Source organism: Flavobacterium sp. (genome assembly GCF_025352015.1).
In the GTDB taxonomy this organism is placed as follows: Bacteria; Bacteroidota; Bacteroidia; order Flavobacteriales; family Flavobacteriaceae; genus Flavobacterium.
In genome coordinates, this window is the sequence record NZ_JANXUG010000112.1 from 1 (window position 1) to 18,653 (window position 18,653).

Sequence of the window (18,653 nt, forward strand, 5' to 3'; positions counted from 1 at the left end):
TTTAGATGAATTTAGTTATCGAATTAATCGGTCAATTTACAAAGAAAATATTTTTGACCTACTAATTAACAGAATGATGAATACTCAAAAAGTTTTATATCAAGACATTATAATAAGTAAATAAATGAACGCCTCAATAAAAATATTTGTATTTTTCAAAATCAAATAAATCAACATCCACATCCCAAAAAAGTTGCGGCGAAAAGTCGTTTATGGTTATTTCTTTTTTCACTAAAACAAAGGTAGCTATTTTTATAAATTTCGGTAAAATAAATTTCTTTTCAAAGAGTGCCTATTTTTACTACTTTTGAATTAAAATGATTACCATTAAAATGGCATCAAAATAATAATTTTAAATCGCTAACAAATGAAATATTTAGTAAGTAGTATTTTTTTACTATTCAATTTTATGATACTATCCAGTCAAGAAATTATTGGTTCTTGGAAAGGTGACTTGGATGTTCAAGGCACAAAACTCCCGTTAATTTTTAATATAAAACCAAACGGAAATGAATTTGTTGCAACTATGGATAGCCCTATGCAAGGTGCAAAAGACATTCCAGTAACCAAAACAACATTTGAAAAAAACGAGCTAATAGTGAGTCTTGCAAACATGCAACTTCAATTCAAAGGGATTTTAAAAGACAATAAGATTGAAGGCACTTTCACTCAAGGTCAAATGAGTTTGCCGCTTACTTTAACTCGAAAAAAAGAAGGTGAAGCTGTTCTAAAAAGACCACAAACACCGCAACAGCCCTTTAATTACAAAATAGAAGACGTAACTTTTATAAATCCTACGGACAAAAATACATTAGCAGGAACGTTGACTACCCCTGCCAACAAAAAAGATTTTCCTGTAGTGGTTTTAATTTCAGGATCAGGCCAACAAAACAGAGATTGTGCACTATTTGGACACAAATCTTTTTGGGTGATTGCCGATGATTTTACCAAAAAAGGAATTGGCGTTCTTCGAGTTGATGATAGAGGTACCGGCGGTTCCAATGGTCTTACTCAAAATGTGACTACTCAAAATTTTGCTGGCGATACCAATGCTGCTGTAGCATTTTTAGTCCAAAAAGGGTTCACAAATATTGGTTTAATTGGTCACAGCGAAGGTGGAATTATAGCACCAATGGTAGCAACACAAAACACAAAAGTAAAATTTATAATCGCAATGGCAGGTCCTGGCATCCCGTCCGATGAATTACTAATACTGCAAACCAACGCTATAGCAAAAGCAGCAGGTGCTTCCGATGATCAATTAAAATCGAGTTCGGATACAAACAAAAAACTTTATGCGCTTATTAAAAACTACAACGGAAATGATTTAAAAAGCGAAGTCAAAAAAATGATTAGCGAAGAAATGCAAATATTACCTCAAGAACAACGCCCCAATGCAACGGAAATTGAAAAAACCGCAGAACAAGAAAGCCAAAAAGTAGCCATTCCGTGGTTTGCTTATTTCCTAAAGATAAATCCCGCAGATTATTGGAGCAAATTAAAAATTCCAGTACTTGCAATCAATGGCGCAAAAGATTTACAAGTTCTTTCAAAAGAAAATCTAGCCGGAATCAAAAAAGCATTAGAAAAAGCAAAAAACAACCAATTTGAAATTGTAGAATTCCCTAACTTGAACCACCTTTTTCAAGAAGCCAAAACAGGTTCTGTTGAAGAATACGGACAAATAGAGCAAACCATTGCACCACAAGTTTTAGATAAAATGAGCTCCTGGATTTTAAAAAGATAAATCTTCAAGCTAAACTTCTCTCATTATCATATTTTATAATGCTTTACAGCATTTTTACCAACAATTTTTGACTATTAAACCAGATTATATTACAATTATAATAGATTAAGTGACACACACTTTAAATTAAATAACATTTACAGTAGATTAAATAACATATATAGTACATTAGATAACATACACAGTAGATTAAATTACATAACTACTTAAAAAAATTACTAAAAGCGAGTATCTAAAAAACCATCGTTAACTGAATTCGCTTTCGTTCCTCATCAACCTCAACCACTTTTACCTGAACATGTTGGTGCAACTTTACCACTTCATTTACATCCGAAACAAAACCTTCTTTTAATTGAGAAATATGCACTAGTCCGCTTTCTTTGATGCCAATATCTACAAAGCATCCAAACGCAGTGATGTTATTGACAATTCCGGGTAAAATCATTCCCGTTCGTACATTTTTTAAAGCGGTAACAGTTGGGTCAAATTCGAAAACTTTTGCTGCCTTTCTTGGGTCGAGTCCCGGTTTTTCAAGTTCTTTCACAATATCTTTTAAAGCCAAAATTCCTATTTCGGGCGATAAGTAATTTTCTAACTTTAACTGGGAAATTTTTTCTTTATTGGCAATCAAATCATTGGTTTTTAAACCTAAATCCTTTGCCATTTTTTCTACTATTGGATACGCTTCCGGATGCACCGCTGAATTATCCAACGGGTTTTTTCCGCCTTTGATACGGATAAAAGCTGCTGCTTGTTGATACGCTTTATCGCCTAACCGCGGTACTTTTTTAAGTTGTTTTCGGTCTTCAAACGGTTCGTTTTCAGAACGGAAAGTCACAATGTTTTCGGCCATTTTTTCACCAATTCCCGATACATAACTCAACAGCGATTTACTGGCGGTATTGATGTTTATACCAACAGAGTTCACGCAACGAGCTACCACGGTATCTAGTTCTTCTTTGAGTTTAGTTTGATCAACGTCATGTTGGTATTGTCCAACTCCAATTGATTTTGGGTCAATTTTAACGAGTTCAGCCAACGGGTCTAAAAGTCGTCGTCCGATAGAAACCGAACCCCGAACGGTTACATCATACTTTGGAAATTCCTCACGCGCAATTTTACTCGCAGAATAAACCGATGCACCAGCTTCCGAAACCACAAAAACCTGAACAGGCTTATCAAAAGCAATTTTCTTGATGAAGAATTCGGTTTCCCGACTGGCTGTTCCGTTGCCAATAGATATGGCTTCAATATTATACGAATTAACCAAGGAACGAATTTTTTTCATTGCCATCGCGCTTTCATTTTGTGGCTGATGCGGATAAATGGTTTCGTTGTATAACAAATCGCCTTTTTCATCAAGGCAAACTATTTTGCATCCACTTCTAAATCCGGGGTCGATAGCCAAAATGCGTTTTTCACCCAATGGTGGTGCCAATAAAAGCTGACTTAAATTTTCTGCAAAAACAGCAATAGCTTTCGTGTCGGCCTTGGCTTTAGCGTCTTGTAGCGTTTGGTTAGAAATTGCTGGTTCGAGCAATCTTTTGTAGCTGTCTTTTATGGCTAATTCGATATGTTCGGTGGTGTCATTATTGGCTTTAATGATTTCGTTTTCGATAAAATCTAACGCTTCTTCTTTTTTGAAATCAATAGTAAGTTTGACGAAACCTTCAGCATCGGCCCGCAGCATCGCCAATAATCTGTGTGATGGTGCTTTTGATATCGGTTCAGCCCAATCGAAATATTGCTTGAATTTTTGTGCGTCTTCTTCGTTTTCTCTTTTCTTAACTACCTTGGTTTCTACAATAGCTTTGCGCTGAAACATGCGCCGCAGATTTTTTCGGATGTAAATATTCTCGTTTATCCATTCGGCAATAATATCTCTTGCGCCTTGCAAAGCTTCATCTTCATTTTTGACTTTGTCATTAATATATTGAGTGGAAATGAAATCGACATCGTCTTTTCCTTGTGCAAATATGACTTTTGCTAAAGGTTCTAAACCATTTTGACGAGCAATGTCAGCTCGCGTTTTTTTCTTTTTTTTATACGGCAAATACAAATCTTCTATTTCCTGTAAATCGAAACTTTCCTTTATTTTTTTGGTTAATTCGGGTGTAAGCTGACCTTGTTCCTCGATGGTTTTTAAGATGCTTCCTTTTCGTTTTAAGATTTCATCGTACTGTTTGGAAAGTTTGGCAATCGTTTCAATTACAACTTCGTCCAAGTTACCGGTTTGGTCTTTCCGATAACGCGAAATAAATGGAATGCTGCAGTCTTCGGAAAGTAATTTTAAAGTGGTTTCAATGCTTTTTGGCGCAGCCGTAACTTGGGTTTGAATGAATTGTATGTTGGTCATTTTGATATTTTAACCACAAAGTTCGCAAAGGATTTCGCAAAGTCTGCAAAGTGTTTTTTGAGTATTTCTTAATCTTGAACGATGAAATCTTTTGGATCTTCTTTCTTAAATTCGGGTTGAATATTAATGTGGTTGATGTTGAATTTTTCGAATAAAACCATTTCTACATTATGCAGTAAGACATTGAATTCGCTCATTTTAATATCGTCTGAACAATCAAGATGCGCTTCGAGATGCAATTCTTCTTCATTGAGATGCCAAACATGAATGTGATGTAGTTTGTTAATGCCTTTTATTTTATGCACTTCGCGAACAATTTCTTTGATATCAATATGCTTTGGCGTGAAAAGCATCAGCATTTTAGTGGACGATTTAATTAAATCATAACTCACGTAAATTAAATAGACCGCAATTAACAAAGTCATCAAGCTATCGACCCAAAACCAACCATAGAACTTCATTAGTAAGCCACCAATTAAAACAGCCACCGAAGCCATCATATCGGTCAATAAATGGATGTAAGCCGATTTCATGTTCAAGTTGTGTTCCGAATCTTTTTTTAGTAATAAAACCGAACCTCCGTTGACAACAATTCCCAAAAGTGCCAACCAAATAACTAAAGTTGACTGAATGGGTGTTGGATGAAATAATCGTGTAGACGCTTCATAGATTAAAAATAATGCCACAACAATTAGCGTGATGGCATTTATAAAAGCAGCTATGAGTTCGGCACGTTTATATCCAAACGTATTGTTTAGAGAAGCTTTTCTTCTTGACAATTTGTGTGCTAAAAGACTAAAGGACAACGAAAGCACATCAGAAAAATTGTGAAGTGCATCCGAAATTAAAGCCAAACTTCCTGATATAATTCCGCCCACGATTTGCGCAATGGTAATCAGTAAGTTTAAAAGAATTGAATACACTAAATTTTTTCCTTCGACTTCATGTTTGTGAATATGAATATGAACGTGGTTGTGGTTGTGTTCCATTTTATTGCCAGCCAATTTTATTCACTCGATTAGCGTGTCTTCCGGCTTCGAATGACGTATTTAAAAAGGTATCTACCATTTCAACCGCTTGCTGTATGGAAGTATATCGTGCCGGAATACTTATAATGTTGGCGTTGTTATGTTGGCGCGCTAGAACAGCAATTTCTTTTGTCCAGCATAAAGCTGCCCGGATTCCTTGATGTTTGTTTACAGTCATGTTTATTCCGTTTCCAGAACCACAAATTACAATTCCGAAATCTACTTTTCCAGTTTCAACGTCTAATGCTACCTGATGACCAAAATCGGGATAATCTACACTATCAAAAGTATTGGTTCCATGGTTCAAAATTTCGTGTCCTTTTTGTTCTAAAAAAGCAACTATAGCTGTCTTATAATCTGGTCCGGCGTGATCATTCCCAATGGCTATTTTCATAATATGCTGTGTATGTGGTTTCGCAAATTTACGTAAAGTATTGGTTGTATTTTTAGTTTATCATAAGTGTTTGGCTTTTAATTGACAAGGTTTTTGCTTATTTGATAAATTTTTATAATTGTTTGAAAATATTTATGTTAATGCTATTTTAAATGTTAAAATTATGAATTGTTAATTGAATTTCGCAATTCGTTGATTTTCAGTTAACCTTAAATTAACATCAATTGTTAACAACTTGAGATAGAATTTCAGAACTATTTCTTGTTTGCATAATTTAAAATTGTAATGCAAAATCAAGTTAAATAAAACAAACTTAGTTTGACTAATTTTTAGAAAAGTTATCAATACGAAAGTGACTTTTTTAAACAAAATCAACAACCAAAGTTATCTACAAAAAATGCTTTTTTTAAGTTGTGAACAACTGTTAACTAAAACTAAAAAAAGGTTAAAAATGAACGTTTTAAATTATAAAAACTATGTTGATAAATAAGTATAAAAAAAGTTATCTCACAAATCTGGTTTTAAAGACTAAAGTTATTGTACAAATGAACATGTTATAATAACCATCATAAATTTATATTAAATTATCTTTTTAAATATTATTTTTTAATATGTGTTGATAACATTCTTTTTTTTAAGATTTAATTTATTTAAAAAAATAGTTAAGGTTAGATTTATATTAAAAATCACAACATGTAACTCATAACTATTTCGTAATTTTCAGCATTAATTTAAAATTCAAAATGAGTAAGAAACCAAAAAAGTTCGGAAAAAATGAAAAGACTTTCTCCGAAAAGATATTTAAGATACTATCAAAAAACGCCAATAAACCCTTTAACTACAAACAAATTGCTGCTATTTTAGAATTGGATGATACCAAAAGCAGAAACGAAATAATCAAAGATTTAAAAATACTGGCAGCACAAAAGTTAATCATCGAACCCGAACCCGGAACCTATTTAGTTAAAGCTTCTAGTCAACAATATTATGAAGGAATTGTTGATATGACTTCTAGAAAATCGGGCTATTTTGTTTGTGATGCATTAGAAAATGATGTATTTATTCCGTTTATAAACCTCAATCACGCATTAGATAAAGACAAAGTGAAAGCCTATGTTTATAATAGACGAAGCTCTAGAAAACCAGAAGCTGAAGTTATCGAAATCATCGAAAGACATAAAACGGAATTCGTTGGTGTGGTTGATATTCAAAAGAATTTTGGGTTTGTCACTACGGCAAATGCCAAAATGTACACTGATATTTTTATCCCGAAAAACAAACTTGCTGATGCCGAACATGGTGATGTTGTTTTGGTAACTCTTGAAGATTGGCCTGCAAAAGCCGATTCGCCTTTTGGTTCGGTAATCAAAGTTCTTGGAAAACCTGGAGAACACAATACCGAAATACACGCCATTTTAGCTGAATATGGTTTACCGTATGATTTCCCGATAGAAGTAGAAGCGTATGCTAATAAAATAGATACTTCTATAACTCAAAAAGAAATTGATAAACGTCGCGATATGCGAAAAGTGTTGACATTTACGATTGATCCAAAAGATGCGAAGGATTTTGATGATGCGTTGTCGTTTCAGGTTTTAGAAAACGAAAATTATGAAATAGGTGTTCATATTGCCGATGTTTCGCATTATTTACAAGAAGGAACCATACTTGATGACGAAGCTTATAAACGCGCAACTTCAGTTTATTTGGTTGATAGAGTTGTTCCGATGTTGCCCGAAGTATTATCAAACTTTGCCTGTTCGCTTCGTCCGCATGAGGAAAAATATACCTTTTCAGCTATATTTCAATTGAATGCAAAAGCAGAAGTTTTAGATTCCTGGTTTGGAAGAACAATAATTTATTCGGACCAACGTTTTTCCTATGAAGAAGCGCAGCGTATTATTGAGACTAAATCAGGTACAATTCCGGCAGAGATTTCTTTAACAGCAAAGGAATTTAAAGTTTCGGCAGAAATAGTCGCTGCGACATTAAAACAAGATGAATTAGCTAAAATTCTTCGCCGAAAAAGAATGGCTGATGGCGCAATATCCTTTGATAAAGTAGAAGTAAAATTCAATTTGGATGAAAATGCAGAACCAGTTGGTGTTTTCTTTAAAGTATCTAAAGATGCCAATCATCTGATTGAAGAATTCATGCTTTTAGCCAACAAAAAAGTGGCGGAATTCATTGGTAAACAGAAGAAAACTTTTATTTATCGTATTCACGATGAACCTAATGAGGATAAATTGATTAATCTTCAAACGGTAATTTCAAAATTTGGCTATTCGATAAATATGAAATCTAAACACGATATTTCAAAATCGTTGAATAAATTACTGAATGACGTTAATGGAAGAAAAGAGCAAAATCTAGTTGATACCTTGACGATTCGAAGCATGAGCAAAGCCAAATATTCTACTGAAAACATTGGGCATTACGGATTGGCATTTGATTATTATGGTCATTTTACGTCGCCAATTCGTCGTTATCCCGATGTGATGGCGCACCGATTGTTGCAATATTATTTAGATGGAGGAAAATCTGTTGATGCCGATATCTATGAAGAAAAATGTGCACATTCCAGCAATATGGAAGGGCTAGCTGCACAGGCCGAAAGAGATTCTGTAAAATACATGCAGGTAAAATACATGCAAGATCACAAAGATCAGGAGTTTCTTGGCGTTATTTCGGGTGTTACCGAATGGGGAATTTACGTGGAAATCATAGAAAACAAATGCGAAGGAATGGTTAGAATCCGAGAAATCAAAGAAGATTATTATGTATTTGATGAAAAACAATATGCTTTAGTTGGACAGGTTTCAAAAAGTATTTTGCAGTTGGGTGATGAAGTTTTTGTAAAAGTAAAAACAGCCGATTTAGTTAAAAAACAATTGGATTTCCATTTTATAAGAAGAAAAGAATAATAACATATTGTCATTCCGAGCGCAGACGAAGAATTTCATTCAAATATATAATCATGAAAAAATTAGTTTTGAGTTTTTTAGTATTTAGTTCAATCACATTTGGGCAAGTAGAAAAAAATGTGGGTGATTTTACTAAAGTAACTTCTTTTGACCGAATCGAAGTTTTATTACTAGCATCTACTGAAAATAAGGTTATTATTGATGGGAAAGAAGCTGATGAAGTAGAATTAATCAATAAAAATGGCGAATTAAAAATCAGAATGCCATTGCTTAAAATGTTAGATGGTGACCATATTTCCGTGACGGTTTATTATAAAAAACTAACTGCAGTCGAAGCTAACGAAGGTTCAAGAATTGCTTGTGGTGATAAAATTAAAGCAGCATCTTTTGAGATTATTGCTAAAGAAGGTTCTACGGTAAAATTGATTTTAGATGTAGAAAAATTGAATGTTAGAACTGCGAATGGCTCTAAAGTTTCATTAGAAGGAAACGCTGATATTCAAGATGTATTGGTCAATTCTGGTGGAATTTATGAAGCAGAAAAACTTGAAACAAAAGTAACCACTGTAGCCTGCAATGCCGGTGGTGAAGCTGATGTTTTTGCTAAAGAAATAGTAGATGCAAAAGTAAGAGCAGGTGGAAACATCACTGTTTATGGGAAACCAAAACAATTTAACCAAAAGGTTGTAGCTGGGGGAACCATTAAGGAAGCAAAGTAGAAATAATTGATATTATTAAAATTTAGTTCTAAATTGCAGTGTCAAAATTTCAAGCATGATTTTTCTCAAGGATATTCTATCAGCCATTTTTCCCGGATTTATTTTAAGTATTATGATTGGTCCAGTATTCTTTGTACTACTGGAAACAAGTGTAGTCAAAGGATTTAGGGCAGCCATATCATTTGATTTAGGAGTAGTTTTGGCAGACATCATTTTTATCCTAATTGCTTATTTCAGTAGTTATCGTTTAATACAAAGCATTAAAGACGATCCAGCTCTGTTTATTTTTGGCGGATTAGTGATGTTTACTTACGGCATTATATCGTTTGTAAAAAATAAAAAAGAAAACAAAAAAGGCATCGACGAAGAAGATCCGGCGGAGCTAGCCCAAAACAATTATTTTTCCTTATTCGTAAAAGGATTTTTCCTCAATTTTATCAACGTTGGAGTATTAGGATACTGGCTCGTAATTTTAATAACCATTGGTCCTAAAATGGAACTGAATCCAACACGAATGTTTACTTTTTTAATCACAATGGTGACTACTTATTTTATTATTGATATCTTTAAAATATTACTCGCAAAGCAACTACGAAACCAACTAAACCCTAAAAATATTAGATTGATAAAAAAATTTATAAGTGTTGTTTTAATGGCTTCGGGAGTATTTCTTTTGAGTCAAGGTTGGTTTTCAAAAGAGCATAAAATTGTGAACAAAGCGTTCGAAAAGTTAGAAAAAGAAAAGTAAGAACAATCAATTAGTTAGCATCAATGCGCTGAAACCGCAGGTAAACTAAATCTCCAATAAGCTCACGAAAAACTTCTATTTTAGAGGAGAAAACAAATTTCGCGTATTAGCATGATAAATAACGCAAATTAAAATTGGGTCATACCCCATCAAACAAAATGAAGAAAATTATACTTACACTTTTAGTATACATATTCATTGGACTAATTTTCTACAATAATTGTTTTACAAAAGAACAAATGACAGGCACTTATGTTAATAACCATAATAGACACGATACGATAAAAATTTTACAAGGCTACCGATACAACAGTAACAAATATGGTAAAGGATTGTACAAATTGAAATTTAAAAGAATGAATATGAGCATTGAATTAAAACAGGATAATATAGGCAAATTAGATAGCTATGTAGATAGAGTAATGTATTTTGGAGATCCTAAAATTCATATTGACGATGATCTTGAAGAATATTATGAAAAAATAGCGGAATAGAAGGCACGTTGGAAATCTTCCAAACATATTCGAAGATTAATTACCGGATTCGAACATAACTTTAATTAAATTTTCTTAAAAATTCACCAATAAAAAAAACCTCCAAGTTTACTTGAAGGTTTTAGAGGCATCGTCCGGATTCGAACCGGAGTAAACGGTTTTGCAGACCGGTGCCTAGCCGCTCGGCCACGATGCCGTTGGTGCGCAAATATACTAAAAAAGTTAAAAGGCAAAAGACAAAAGCAAAAAAGTTTTCTTTTCTCTCTTCGTACTTCCCACATTGTAAATCGAACTTAACTTCTAAATTCTTCCATTTCAATAGTAACCGCTTTTACATCACCACCAATAGGAGGATTGAGTTTAGAAACAGCTAAAATAATTCTAGATATAGCTGGAATTTCCTTAAAAATTCTGGCAATAATTCGGTGTGCCACATGCTCTATTAAATTGGAACGAATCGCCATTTCTTCCACAACAATTTTGTTTAAAAGCACATAATCTACAGTATCCTTTAACTCATCTGAAGTTGAAGATTTTCGGAAATCGGTTTTGATTTCTAAATCTACCCTGTAATCCGAACCAATTAGAGCTTCTTCCTTAAGGCAGCCGTGAAAAGAAAAAGTCCTGACATTTTGTAACTTAATAGTACCCATAATTTGATTTCGTGCCAATTTTCAAATTTTCAAATTTTCAAATTGACTAATTAAATATATCTTTGCTAAAATTACAAAAATAATGTCTACACAAGAGAAGCCCCTCAATTTCATTGAACAAATTATAGAAGAAGATTTGAAAAATGGTTTCCCAAATGACAAATTGCATTTTCGTTTTCCGCCAGAACCTAATGGGTATTTACATGTGGGTCATGCCAGTGCGATTTGTTTAAATTTTGGTTTAGGAAATGATTATCAAGCGCCAGTAAATTTAAGATTCGACGATACCAATCCTGCAAAAGAGGAGCAAGAATTTGTTGACGCTATAAAACGAGATATTGAATGGCTTGGTTTTACATGGACGAACGAGTGTTATGCTTCTGATTATTTTCAAAAACTGTACGAGTGGGCTATTGAATTTATTAAAAACGGAAAAGCCTATGTTGATAGTCAATCGTCTGAAGAAATGGCAATCCAAAAAGGAACACCAACAACTCCTGGAAATGATTCTCCTTATAGAAACCGCTCGGTAGAAGAAAATTTAGATTTGTTTACTAGAATGAAAAACGGAGAGTTTCCAAACGGAACGCATATTCTTCGTGCCAAAATAAGCATGGGCGCCAACAATATGTTGATGCGTGACCCAATTATGTATAGAATCCTGCATGCACATCATCACAGAACCGGGAATGATTGGTGCATTTATCCAATGTACGATTGGGCGCATGGAGAAAGCGATTATTTGGAACAAATTTCACATTCCTTTTGCACGTTAGAATTTTTGCCACATCGCGAATTATACGATTGGTTTTTGAACCAAATTTATGATAGTACCAAAGTGCGTCCTAAGCAAAGAGAATTTGCACGAAGAAATTTATCTCACACAGTTGTTTCAAAAAGAAAACTTTTACAATTGGTAGAAGAAAAACACGTTACTTCGTGGGATGATCCTAGAATGAGCACGATTTCTGGAATGAGAAGACGCGGTTATTCGCCGATGGCAATCAGAAATTTTGCTAATACCATTGGTATTGCAAAGCGCACAAATTTAATTGATGTTTCTTTACTAGAGTTTTGCGTTCGCGAAGATCTAAACAAAACAGCACCAAGAGTGATGGCCGTTTTAAATCCTGTGAAGTTGGTTATTACAAATTATCCTGAAGGAAAAGAAGAAATTTTAGAAGCCGAAAACAGTCAAGAAGATGAAAGTTTAGGTTTTAGAAAGGTTCCCTTTTCAAAAGAATTATATATCGAAAGAGAAGATTTTCAGGAAGAAGCCAACAAGAAGTTTTTCCGATTAACATTAGGTACAGAAGTCCGTTTGAAAAATGCATATATCATTAAAAGTGAAAGCGTCGTAAAGGATGCCGATGGAACTATAAACGAAATTCACTGTACTTACGATGAAGATTCGCGTAGCGGAAGCGGTTCAGAAGCTTCGCAACGAAAAGTAAAAGGAACAATTCATTGGGTTGCTATCAACCATGCGATTCAAGCCGAAGTTCGCTTGTACGACCGTCTTTTTACTCATGAAAACCCCGATGGTGATAAAGACGTTGATTTCAAAGAATATATTAATCCCAATTCGTTGCGAGTCATTACTGGATATTTAGAACCAAGTTTGGCAACTGCTAAAAACGGAGAACGATTTCAGTTTCAACGGTTAGGTTATTTTTGTGTTGATAAAGATTCATCAGCTGAAAAAATAGTCTTCAACAAAACAGTTGAACTAAAAGATACTTGGGCGAAAGTAAGCAGTGATTAGCATAAGATTGAGTTAATAAGCAATACAAAAAAATCCATTAAAGTTGTTTATTTGTTTATACTTTACTGTAAACTGTAAACTAAAGTTATTATATTTGTTTTGTAAAAAATAATATAATGAACGTAAAGTCTAAAATATACACCCTTTTTAAAGAACAAAAAGAGCTTTCAATAAATGAAATTCTTGATGAAATTTCTGTTTCAAGACAGTTTGTTCATCGGGTATTGAATCAGTTGTTAGAAGCTAACATTATCGAAAAATTTGGTAAATCTCCCAAAACGGTATATAAAATAATAGAAACGGCATTAACCCCTAAAGCAAATTATGAAGAAATAGAGTCCAGTAAAATCGAATTTTTAAATCAAAATTTTCTATTGATTACCGAAGTGGGCAAAATGCTAACAGGTCTTGAAGCATTTGAAAACTGGTGCATAAAAAGAAAATTGCCCCTTAAAAAAACCATAGATGAGTATATAGATACCAAAAATAGATATAACGTTTATTTTGATAAAAATAAGTTAGTAAGCGGTATTGATAAACTAAAAAACACCAAGGGATACGATAAAATTAATTTAGAAGAACTGTATTACCTTGATTTTTATGCTATCGAAAGATTTGGAAAAACACGGTTGGGAACCATACTGCATTATGCAAAACAAGGTCAGAATAAAATGTTGATGCGTATTTTAATAGACGAGATAAAAAAACCAATAAATAGATTACTCGAAACTCTAAAAATTGATGCCATAGCTTATGTTCCGCCAACCATAAAAAGAGAAACGCAGTTAATGAAAGTATTGATGAATGGGTTAAAAATCAATAAACCACTAATTGGAATCATCAAAATAGGTGGAATTATTCCAGTGCCACAAAAATCATTAAATAAATTGGAAGAACGAATTTCAAACGCCGAAAACACTTTTGTAGTAAGGGGAAATGTAACTTATAAAAATGTTTTGTTGATTGATGATGCCGTTGGTTCAGGCTCAACTTTAAATCAAATTTCTGGTAAACTCAAAAATAAAAAAATAGCAAAAAATGTAATTGGTTTGGCAATTGTTGGAAGCTTCAAAGGATTTGATGTAATTACAGATGTTTAAAACGACAATAGATTTTACAAATAAAAACTCATTTGGCGGTGGGATTTTGTTATTATTAACTTAAACTATTAAAAGCAAAAAAAGTATAATATTTGGCAATTTAAGTTGGCATTCATACTTTACCTTCCTTACTCTTTTTTAAGTTTTATGACTTCATGTTTCAATCCTTTTGTAAACTTTCAGTATTTCGCTTTAAAATAAGTTTTTGTAGTAATAAAGAAAATTAATATATAATTAGGTTAAATTTTCGTAATTTTATACCAATTAAATTTTAAAAATCATGGCAACAAAAAATAATAGTTTTATTGCCCTTTTGGCAGCAGCAGCAGTTGGATTAGGATTGGGAGTTTTATTTGCGCCCGATAAAGGTTCAAGAACTAGACAAAAAATCAAAGATGGTTTTGATGATTTGAAAGATGAGGTTAAAACTAAATTTAATTCGCTTGAAGGCGAAGCCAAAGAAAAATTTTCAAAATCAAAGGACGAGTTAATAAACACCATTGATGACTTGCTTTCCAATTCGAGTTATAAAGCAGAAGAAGCCATCACTTTTTTGGAAGAAAAACTAGCGGAGCTAAAAAAGCAAAACGCTAAATTACAGAAGTAATGGCACTAGAAGAAATCAAACAAAATGCCGAAGATATTCAGGAAAACACCAAAGCTTATATAGAAAAGAGCCTTGCCTACTATAAACTTTGGGGTTTTAAAGTGGCGATGAAATCAACCACTTTAGCATTCAAATTTTTCCTGATTGCTATTTGTTTGGTCATTGTTTTGCTATTTGTTTCCGTAGCTGGTTCTTTATTCCTTGGCCAAGTGTTTCATAGTTATCCTTTAGGATTTTTATGTGTCGCAAGTGTTTATTTGGTGTTGGCATTGCTTTTATTTTTGATAAAAGACAAAATAGTAGAAGGACCAATATTGGAAAAATTCTCCGAAATATTTTTTAATGAGGACTAAATTATGGAAACAAAAAAATATTCATCCTACGCTGAAATTGATCATGATTTAAAAATCTTAAATCTTGAACGCGAGATTCACTATCAAAAAATAGTTTTAAGTATTGAAAAAACGAAAGAATGTTTGATTCCCTCTAAATCCTTAACTTTTGTTGCCGATATTTATCATAAATACTTATCAGGAACATTTGGAACCATTTTAAAGATGTTGATTCCGTATGCTATCAATTGGTTTTTAAACAGAAAAAGAGGCAAATAAGCCTCTTTTTTTTATGCAATAAATCATATTTGACTTATGAAAATTCTAGTAGTATTAGCGTCAACCTAAATTCTTATTGTTGCCACAGACCTTTCTGCTAATAGGCGGGTTAAACGAATTTTAAAGATTAACATGGATTTGTAATTTATAAAATATTTAATTCCGTTTAATCTGTCTAAATCCGTTACAAAAAGTTAAAGCAAAAAAAGTTATGTTTTATATCAAAAAATTATACTTCGCCTGTTGGATTTGAAGTGTCTGATGGGTTATAATCTAGAGCGGTTGTATCTTTAGATTTTTTAATTCTTTTTGGTTGGCTTTTCATCTGTTCACCGATGATGTTCGAAGCAGTAAAACTAGTAACCATGCTGTTTAACATATCGCTGGCAGCTTGAGGAGAATTCGGCAGTAAAATTAAATTCGAATTGGTATCAGCACCAATAGCTTGCAAAGTATCATAGTGTTGTGTAATGACAATTAGTGCCGAAGCTTCTTGAGAATTAATCCCCACATTGTTTAACACTTCTACACTTTCAACCAATCCGCGGGCAATTTCTCTTCGTTGATCGGCAATACCTTGTCCTTGTAATTTTTTACTTTCGGCTTCTGCCTTGGCTTTTGCAACTATTCTAATTCTTTGTGCTTCACTTTCGAAAGTGGCGGCCGTTTTTTCTCTATCAGCAGCATTAATTCGATTCATAGCATTTTTAACTTGAATATCAGGATCAATATCTGTAACCAAAGTGTTGATAATATCATAACCATACGTCATCATGGCTTCGTTTAATTCCCGTTTTACACCTATGGCGATGTCATCTTTTCTTTCGAAAACATCATCCAAAATTAACTTCGGCACGCACAACATCAAAGACGTAGGCTGTGATTTGATCATGAGGATATTCTAATTTGTAAAAAGCTTCGTAAACTTTGTCCTGAATAACATTAAATTGAACTGAAACTTTCATTTTGATAAATACGTTGTCTTTGGTTTTTGTTTCAATGATAACATCCAGTTGTTGAATTCTTAAATTTACTCGACCAGCAATTCTATCGATTATAGGAAGTTTAAGTTGCAACCCCGAACTTCGAATGCTTGTAAATTTTCCAAAACGCTCAATAACAACAGCACTTTGTTGCTTTACCGTAAAAAAAGATGAAAAGAAAACAAAAAAACCTAAAACCAGAAATACGATTAAAAATACAGGCATAATTTTTTAAATTAAATTGTTAGTACGATGTTTATACGAAATATATGTATGTTTGTTACAAATTATAAGTTGACTTTTTATGAATAAAAAAACAATACTACTTTTATTGCTGTCATCGATGTTAGGTTTTGCTCAAAACGGTTATCGAGATGGAAATCGCATTGGATTATCTGCCGGAGTTTCGCAAACTACTTTATTTACCAATAATTTTAATGCCAAACCCGAAATGGGTTTTGCTGGAGGTCTTTCTATAAGAGGAAATTATTACAATAACTGGAGCATGATTTATGGAATGCAGTTTTTTGCTAATAATTTTTCGCTCGAATCTACGTTTAACCAAAATATAAAATACAGTATTCAAGGTGTTCAAATTAGATTATTGTTAAGTTATAATGTGGTTCAAGATCATGTTTCAATAGATTTTGGACCTGTACTTCAAGTAAACGGGAAATTAGGAATTGCCTCGTCAGATGAAACAAAAACAATCAAGGGAACTTTGCTAAAAGCCAATCAAATTATTGATGTTTCGCCAGTGAGCGGAAACTTTTATTTTGGTATTTCTGCAGGAAGTAAAACCATTCGGGCAGTGATTTTTTATGAATATGGTTTTACCAACTTGTTAAATAAACTCAACAATGATACTAGTTTACAAGCCTTGAATAATAACAATAGTTTCAAAGGAAACTTGGGAACCATAAATGGGCAGGTGATTTTTAATTTATAAAAAAGTATTTTTTTCACACAACGCAATTGTACTTTTATCTTATAATCGTACGATTGCTGTTTCTAATCGAGTTATAGTTTCATCTTTGCCAATCAGTTCTACAATATCAAAAAGATGAGGTCCTTTCAAAGCACCAACCAAACTCAAACGGAACGGCTGCATTACTTTTCCCATTCCAATTTCGTTTTCAGTCATCCATTTTTTTACAACATTTTCAATGTTTATTGAAGTGAAATAATCGATAGATTTTAAAACTTCTATTAATAGTTTCATTAATTCTGGCGCGTCTTCTTTCCAGTTTTTTGCTGCTTTTTCATCATAAGAGGTCGGCGGTTCAAAAAAGAAATTACTCATTTCCCAAAACTCTGAGACAAAATTGGCGCGTTCTTTTATTAAGGAAACGATTCTTGTCAATTTTACATCTGTCACAGTGAGCGCAGTCGAAGTGCTTCTATTTAACAAATCCTTCTTAAACAATTCTGCCAAACTCTCGTCGCTTTGCTTTTGCAAATACTGATGATTAAACCAGTTGTTTTTATCGGGATCAAATTTGGCTCCGGATTTATGAACTCTGTTTAAGTCAAATTTTTCTATTAGTTCTTCTAACGAAAATAATTCTTGTTCTGTTCCGTCATTCCACCCCAATAATGCCAAAAAGTTTATTACAGCTTCTGGGAAAAAACCTTTTTCTCTATACCCAGACGATATGACTTCATCGCTTTTCCACTCTAAAGGAAATACTGGAAAACCTAATTTATCACCATCTCGCTTGGAGAGTTTTCCGTTACCAACAGGTTTTAAAATCAACGGAAGATGCGCAAATTTTGGCGCTTCCCAACCAAAAGCTTTGTATAACAAATAGTGCAGCGGCATTGATGGCAACCATTCTTCGCCGCGAATAACATGCGAAGTTTCCATTAAATGATCATCAACAATATTCGCCAAATGATACGTTGGCATTCCGTCGCTTTTAAACAAAACTTTGTCGTCAAGAAGATTGGTCTCGAAATGAATATCGTCACGAATAATGTCGTGCAAATCCAATCTTTCATTTACAGGGGTTTTAAATCGGATTACATAATCTTCACCAGCTGCAATTCTTTTTTCAGTTTCTTCTTTTGAAATTAGTAACGAAGTATCTAGTTTTTCGCGATTGTGCCAATTGTAGATAAATGTTTTTCCTTGTTCTTCGTGCTGTTTTCTGCATAAATCCAAAGCTTCAGGGGTATCAAAAGCATAATATGCCCAACCAGAATCTATCAATTGAAGAGCATATTTTTTGTATATATCTTTTCGTTCGGATTGACGGTAGGGTCCAAATTTTTCATTCTTTCCAATGGTTTCGCTGGGAGCAATACCTAACCATTCCAATGCCTCAAAAATGTATTGTTCGGCTCCTGGGATAAAACGATTTTGGTCTGTATCTTCTATTCTTAAATAGAAAACACCATCATTTTTTTTGGCAAACAAATAATTAAATAAAGCAGTACGAACACCACCAATATGCAATGGTCCAGTTGGACTTGGCGCAAAACGAACTCGAACAGGTCTTGACATTTTATTAAAATTTGGTGC

At 33.3% G+C, this 18,653-nt stretch carries 16 protein-coding genes, 1 tRNA gene and 2 pseudogenes; 12 read left to right on the forward strand and 7 right to left on the reverse strand.

The window, feature by feature from the left end; translation table 11 throughout:
* Both Q0Q96_RS11160 and Q0Q96_RS11165 read left to right on the forward strand, forming a co-directional pair.
* Nucleotides 1-124: pseudogene (locus Q0Q96_RS11160) on the forward strand (IS1595 family transposase); the annotation flags it as partial.
* A gap of 243 nt (nt 125-367) precedes the next feature.
* Nucleotides 368-1,747, forward strand: coding sequence for an alpha/beta hydrolase (locus Q0Q96_RS11165; protein WP_293875380.1), 1,380 nt, complete (start codon nt 368-370; stop codon nt 1,745-1,747).
* Nucleotides 1,748-1,979: 232 nt separating this feature from the next.
* Here Q0Q96_RS11165 and Q0Q96_RS11170 read toward each other — a convergent pair whose 3' ends face one another.
* The 3 genes from Q0Q96_RS11170 to rpiB all read right to left on the reverse strand — a co-directional run bounded on the left by Q0Q96_RS11170 (nt 1,980) and on the right by rpiB (nt 5,525).
* Complete coding sequence (locus Q0Q96_RS11170; protein WP_293875382.1) at nt 1,980-4,103, reverse strand: Tex family protein; 2,124 nt, start codon at nt 4,101-4,103, stop codon at nt 1,980-1,982.
* A gap of 68 nt (nt 4,104-4,171) precedes the next feature.
* Nucleotides 4,172-5,092 carry a cation diffusion facilitator family transporter gene (locus tag Q0Q96_RS11175; RefSeq protein ID WP_293875384.1) on the reverse strand — a complete coding sequence of 307 codons (921 nt, stop codon included), beginning with the start codon at nt 5,090-5,092 and terminating at the stop codon, nt 4,172-4,174.
* Nucleotide 5,093: 1 nt separating this feature from the next.
* Nucleotides 5,094-5,525, reverse strand: a complete 432-nt coding sequence (rpiB, locus tag Q0Q96_RS11180) for a ribose 5-phosphate isomerase B (protein ID WP_293875386.1) — start codon at nt 5,523-5,525, stop codon at nt 5,094-5,096.
* Nucleotides 5,526-6,268: 743 nt separating this feature from the next.
* On the opposite strand from rpiB, the gene rnr reads away from it, so the two are divergent.
* The 4 genes from rnr (at nt 6,269) to Q0Q96_RS11200 (ending at nt 10,410) form a co-directional block, all read left to right on the forward strand.
* Nucleotides 6,269-8,449 (forward strand): ribonuclease R, encoded by a 2,181-nt coding sequence (rnr, locus tag Q0Q96_RS11185; protein WP_293875388.1) that lies wholly within the window; start codon nt 6,269-6,271, stop codon nt 8,447-8,449.
* 53 nt (nt 8,450-8,502) lie between these two features.
* Nucleotides 8,503-9,168: a head GIN domain-containing protein gene (locus Q0Q96_RS11190; protein WP_293875390.1), complete on the forward strand. Its 666-nt coding sequence runs from the start codon at nt 8,503-8,505 to the stop codon at nt 9,166-9,168.
* Between the two features lie 55 nt (nt 9,169-9,223).
* Nucleotides 9,224-9,916 (forward strand): LysE family transporter, encoded by a 693-nt coding sequence (locus tag Q0Q96_RS11195; protein ID WP_293875392.1) that lies wholly within the window; start codon nt 9,224-9,226, stop codon nt 9,914-9,916.
* Between the two features lie 158 nt (nt 9,917-10,074).
* Nucleotides 10,075-10,410 (forward strand): hypothetical protein, encoded by a 336-nt coding sequence (locus tag Q0Q96_RS11200; RefSeq protein ID WP_293875394.1) that lies wholly within the window; start codon nt 10,075-10,077, stop codon nt 10,408-10,410.
* Nucleotides 10,411-10,535: 125 nt separating this feature from the next.
* Here Q0Q96_RS11200 and Q0Q96_RS11205 read toward each other — a convergent pair.
* Both Q0Q96_RS11205 and folB read right to left on the reverse strand, forming a co-directional pair.
* Nucleotides 10,536-10,606: transfer RNA gene (locus tag Q0Q96_RS11205), tRNA-Cys, on the reverse strand.
* A 97-nt stretch (nt 10,607-10,703) separates the two neighbouring features.
* Nucleotides 10,704-11,063: a dihydroneopterin aldolase gene (folB, locus tag Q0Q96_RS11210; RefSeq protein WP_293875604.1), complete on the reverse strand. Its 360-nt coding sequence runs from the start codon at nt 11,061-11,063 to the stop codon at nt 10,704-10,706.
* Nucleotides 11,064-11,145: 82 nt separating this feature from the next.
* Here folB and Q0Q96_RS11215 point away from each other — a divergent pair, with 82 nt between their 5' ends.
* The 5 genes from Q0Q96_RS11215 (at nt 11,146) to Q0Q96_RS11235 (ending at nt 15,146) form a co-directional block, all read left to right on the forward strand.
* Nucleotides 11,146-12,828: a glutamine--tRNA ligase/YqeY domain fusion protein gene (locus Q0Q96_RS11215; RefSeq protein WP_293875396.1), complete on the forward strand. Its 1,683-nt coding sequence runs from the start codon at nt 11,146-11,148 to the stop codon at nt 12,826-12,828.
* 116 nt (nt 12,829-12,944) lie between these two features.
* Entirely contained in the window at nt 12,945-13,928 is a 984-nt protein-coding gene (locus Q0Q96_RS11220; RefSeq protein WP_293875398.1) for an HTH domain-containing protein, read from the forward strand.
* 280 nt (nt 13,929-14,208) lie between these two features.
* On the forward strand, nt 14,209-14,535 hold the full coding sequence (locus Q0Q96_RS11225; protein ID WP_293875400.1) for a YtxH domain-containing protein: 327 nt from the start codon (nt 14,209-14,211) through the stop codon (nt 14,533-14,535).
* Complete coding sequence (locus Q0Q96_RS11230) at nt 14,535-14,888, forward strand: competence protein (RefSeq protein ID WP_293875402.1); 354 nt, start codon at nt 14,535-14,537, stop codon at nt 14,886-14,888. The genes Q0Q96_RS11225 and Q0Q96_RS11230 overlap by 1 nt, the downstream gene beginning before the upstream one ends.
* Before the next feature lie 3 nt (nt 14,889-14,891).
* On the forward strand, nt 14,892-15,146 hold the full coding sequence (locus tag Q0Q96_RS11235) for a DUF6327 family protein (protein ID WP_293875404.1): 255 nt from the start codon (nt 14,892-14,894) through the stop codon (nt 15,144-15,146).
* A gap of 229 nt (nt 15,147-15,375) precedes the next feature.
* On the opposite strand, the pseudogene Q0Q96_RS11240 reads toward Q0Q96_RS11235, so the two are convergent.
* A pseudogene (locus Q0Q96_RS11240) lies at nt 15,376-16,354 on the reverse strand (SPFH domain-containing protein).
* Nucleotides 16,355-16,433: 79 nt separating this feature from the next.
* On the opposite strand from Q0Q96_RS11240, the gene Q0Q96_RS11245 reads away from it, so the two are divergent.
* On the forward strand, nt 16,434-17,078 hold the full coding sequence (locus tag Q0Q96_RS11245; protein ID WP_293875406.1) for a PorT family protein: 645 nt from the start codon (nt 16,434-16,436) through the stop codon (nt 17,076-17,078).
* A gap of 39 nt (nt 17,079-17,117) precedes the next feature.
* On the opposite strand, the gene gltX is transcribed toward Q0Q96_RS11245, so the two are convergent.
* Nucleotides 17,118-18,635 carry a glutamate--tRNA ligase gene (gltX, locus tag Q0Q96_RS11250; RefSeq protein ID WP_293875408.1) on the reverse strand — a complete coding sequence of 506 codons (1,518 nt, stop codon included), beginning with the start codon at nt 18,633-18,635 and terminating at the stop codon, nt 17,118-17,120.
* Nucleotides 18,636-18,653 lie beyond the last annotated feature (18 nt).

Excerpts from the sequence above, each read along its gene's own strand:
- Q0Q96_RS11230 (WP_293875402.1), top strand. The coding sequence starts at position 14,535 with ATGGCACTAGAAGAAATCAAACAAAATGCCGAAGATATTCAGGAAAAC.
- Q0Q96_RS11220 (WP_293875398.1), top strand. The coding sequence starts at position 12,945 with ATGAACGTAAAGTCTAAAATATACACCCTTTTTAAAGAACAAAAAGAG.
- Q0Q96_RS11245 (WP_293875406.1), top strand. The coding sequence starts at position 16,434 with ATGAATAAAAAAACAATACTACTTTTATTGCTGTCATCGATGTTAGGT.
- Q0Q96_RS11235 (WP_293875404.1), top strand. The coding sequence starts at position 14,892 with ATGGAAACAAAAAAATATTCATCCTACGCTGAAATTGATCATGATTTA.
- Q0Q96_RS11165 (WP_293875380.1), top strand. The coding sequence starts at position 368 with ATGAAATATTTAGTAAGTAGTATTTTTTTACTATTCAATTTTATGATA.
- Q0Q96_RS11175 (WP_293875384.1), bottom strand. The coding sequence starts at position 5,092 with ATGGAACACAACCACAACCACGTTCATATTCATATTCACAAACATGAA.
- Q0Q96_RS11190 (WP_293875390.1), top strand. The coding sequence starts at position 8,503 with ATGAAAAAATTAGTTTTGAGTTTTTTAGTATTTAGTTCAATCACATTT.
- Q0Q96_RS11195 (WP_293875392.1), top strand. The coding sequence starts at position 9,224 with ATGATTTTTCTCAAGGATATTCTATCAGCCATTTTTCCCGGATTTATT.
- rpiB (WP_293875386.1), bottom strand. The coding sequence starts at position 5,525 with ATGAAAATAGCCATTGGGAATGATCACGCCGGACCAGATTATAAGACA.
- folB (WP_293875604.1), bottom strand. The coding sequence starts at position 11,063 with ATGGGTACTATTAAGTTACAAAATGTCAGGACTTTTTCTTTTCACGGC.
- Q0Q96_RS11200 (WP_293875394.1), top strand. The coding sequence starts at position 10,075 with ATGAAGAAAATTATACTTACACTTTTAGTATACATATTCATTGGACTA.
- rnr (WP_293875388.1), top strand. The coding sequence starts at position 6,269 with ATGAGTAAGAAACCAAAAAAGTTCGGAAAAAATGAAAAGACTTTCTCC.
- Q0Q96_RS11225 (WP_293875400.1), top strand. The coding sequence starts at position 14,209 with ATGGCAACAAAAAATAATAGTTTTATTGCCCTTTTGGCAGCAGCAGCA.
- Q0Q96_RS11170 (WP_293875382.1), bottom strand. The coding sequence starts at position 4,103 with ATGACCAACATACAATTCATTCAAACCCAAGTTACGGCTGCGCCAAAA.
- gltX (WP_293875408.1), bottom strand. The coding sequence starts at position 18,635 with ATGTCAAGACCTGTTCGAGTTCGTTTTGCGCCAAGTCCAACTGGACCA.
- Q0Q96_RS11215 (WP_293875396.1), top strand. The coding sequence starts at position 11,146 with ATGTCTACACAAGAGAAGCCCCTCAATTTCATTGAACAAATTATAGAA.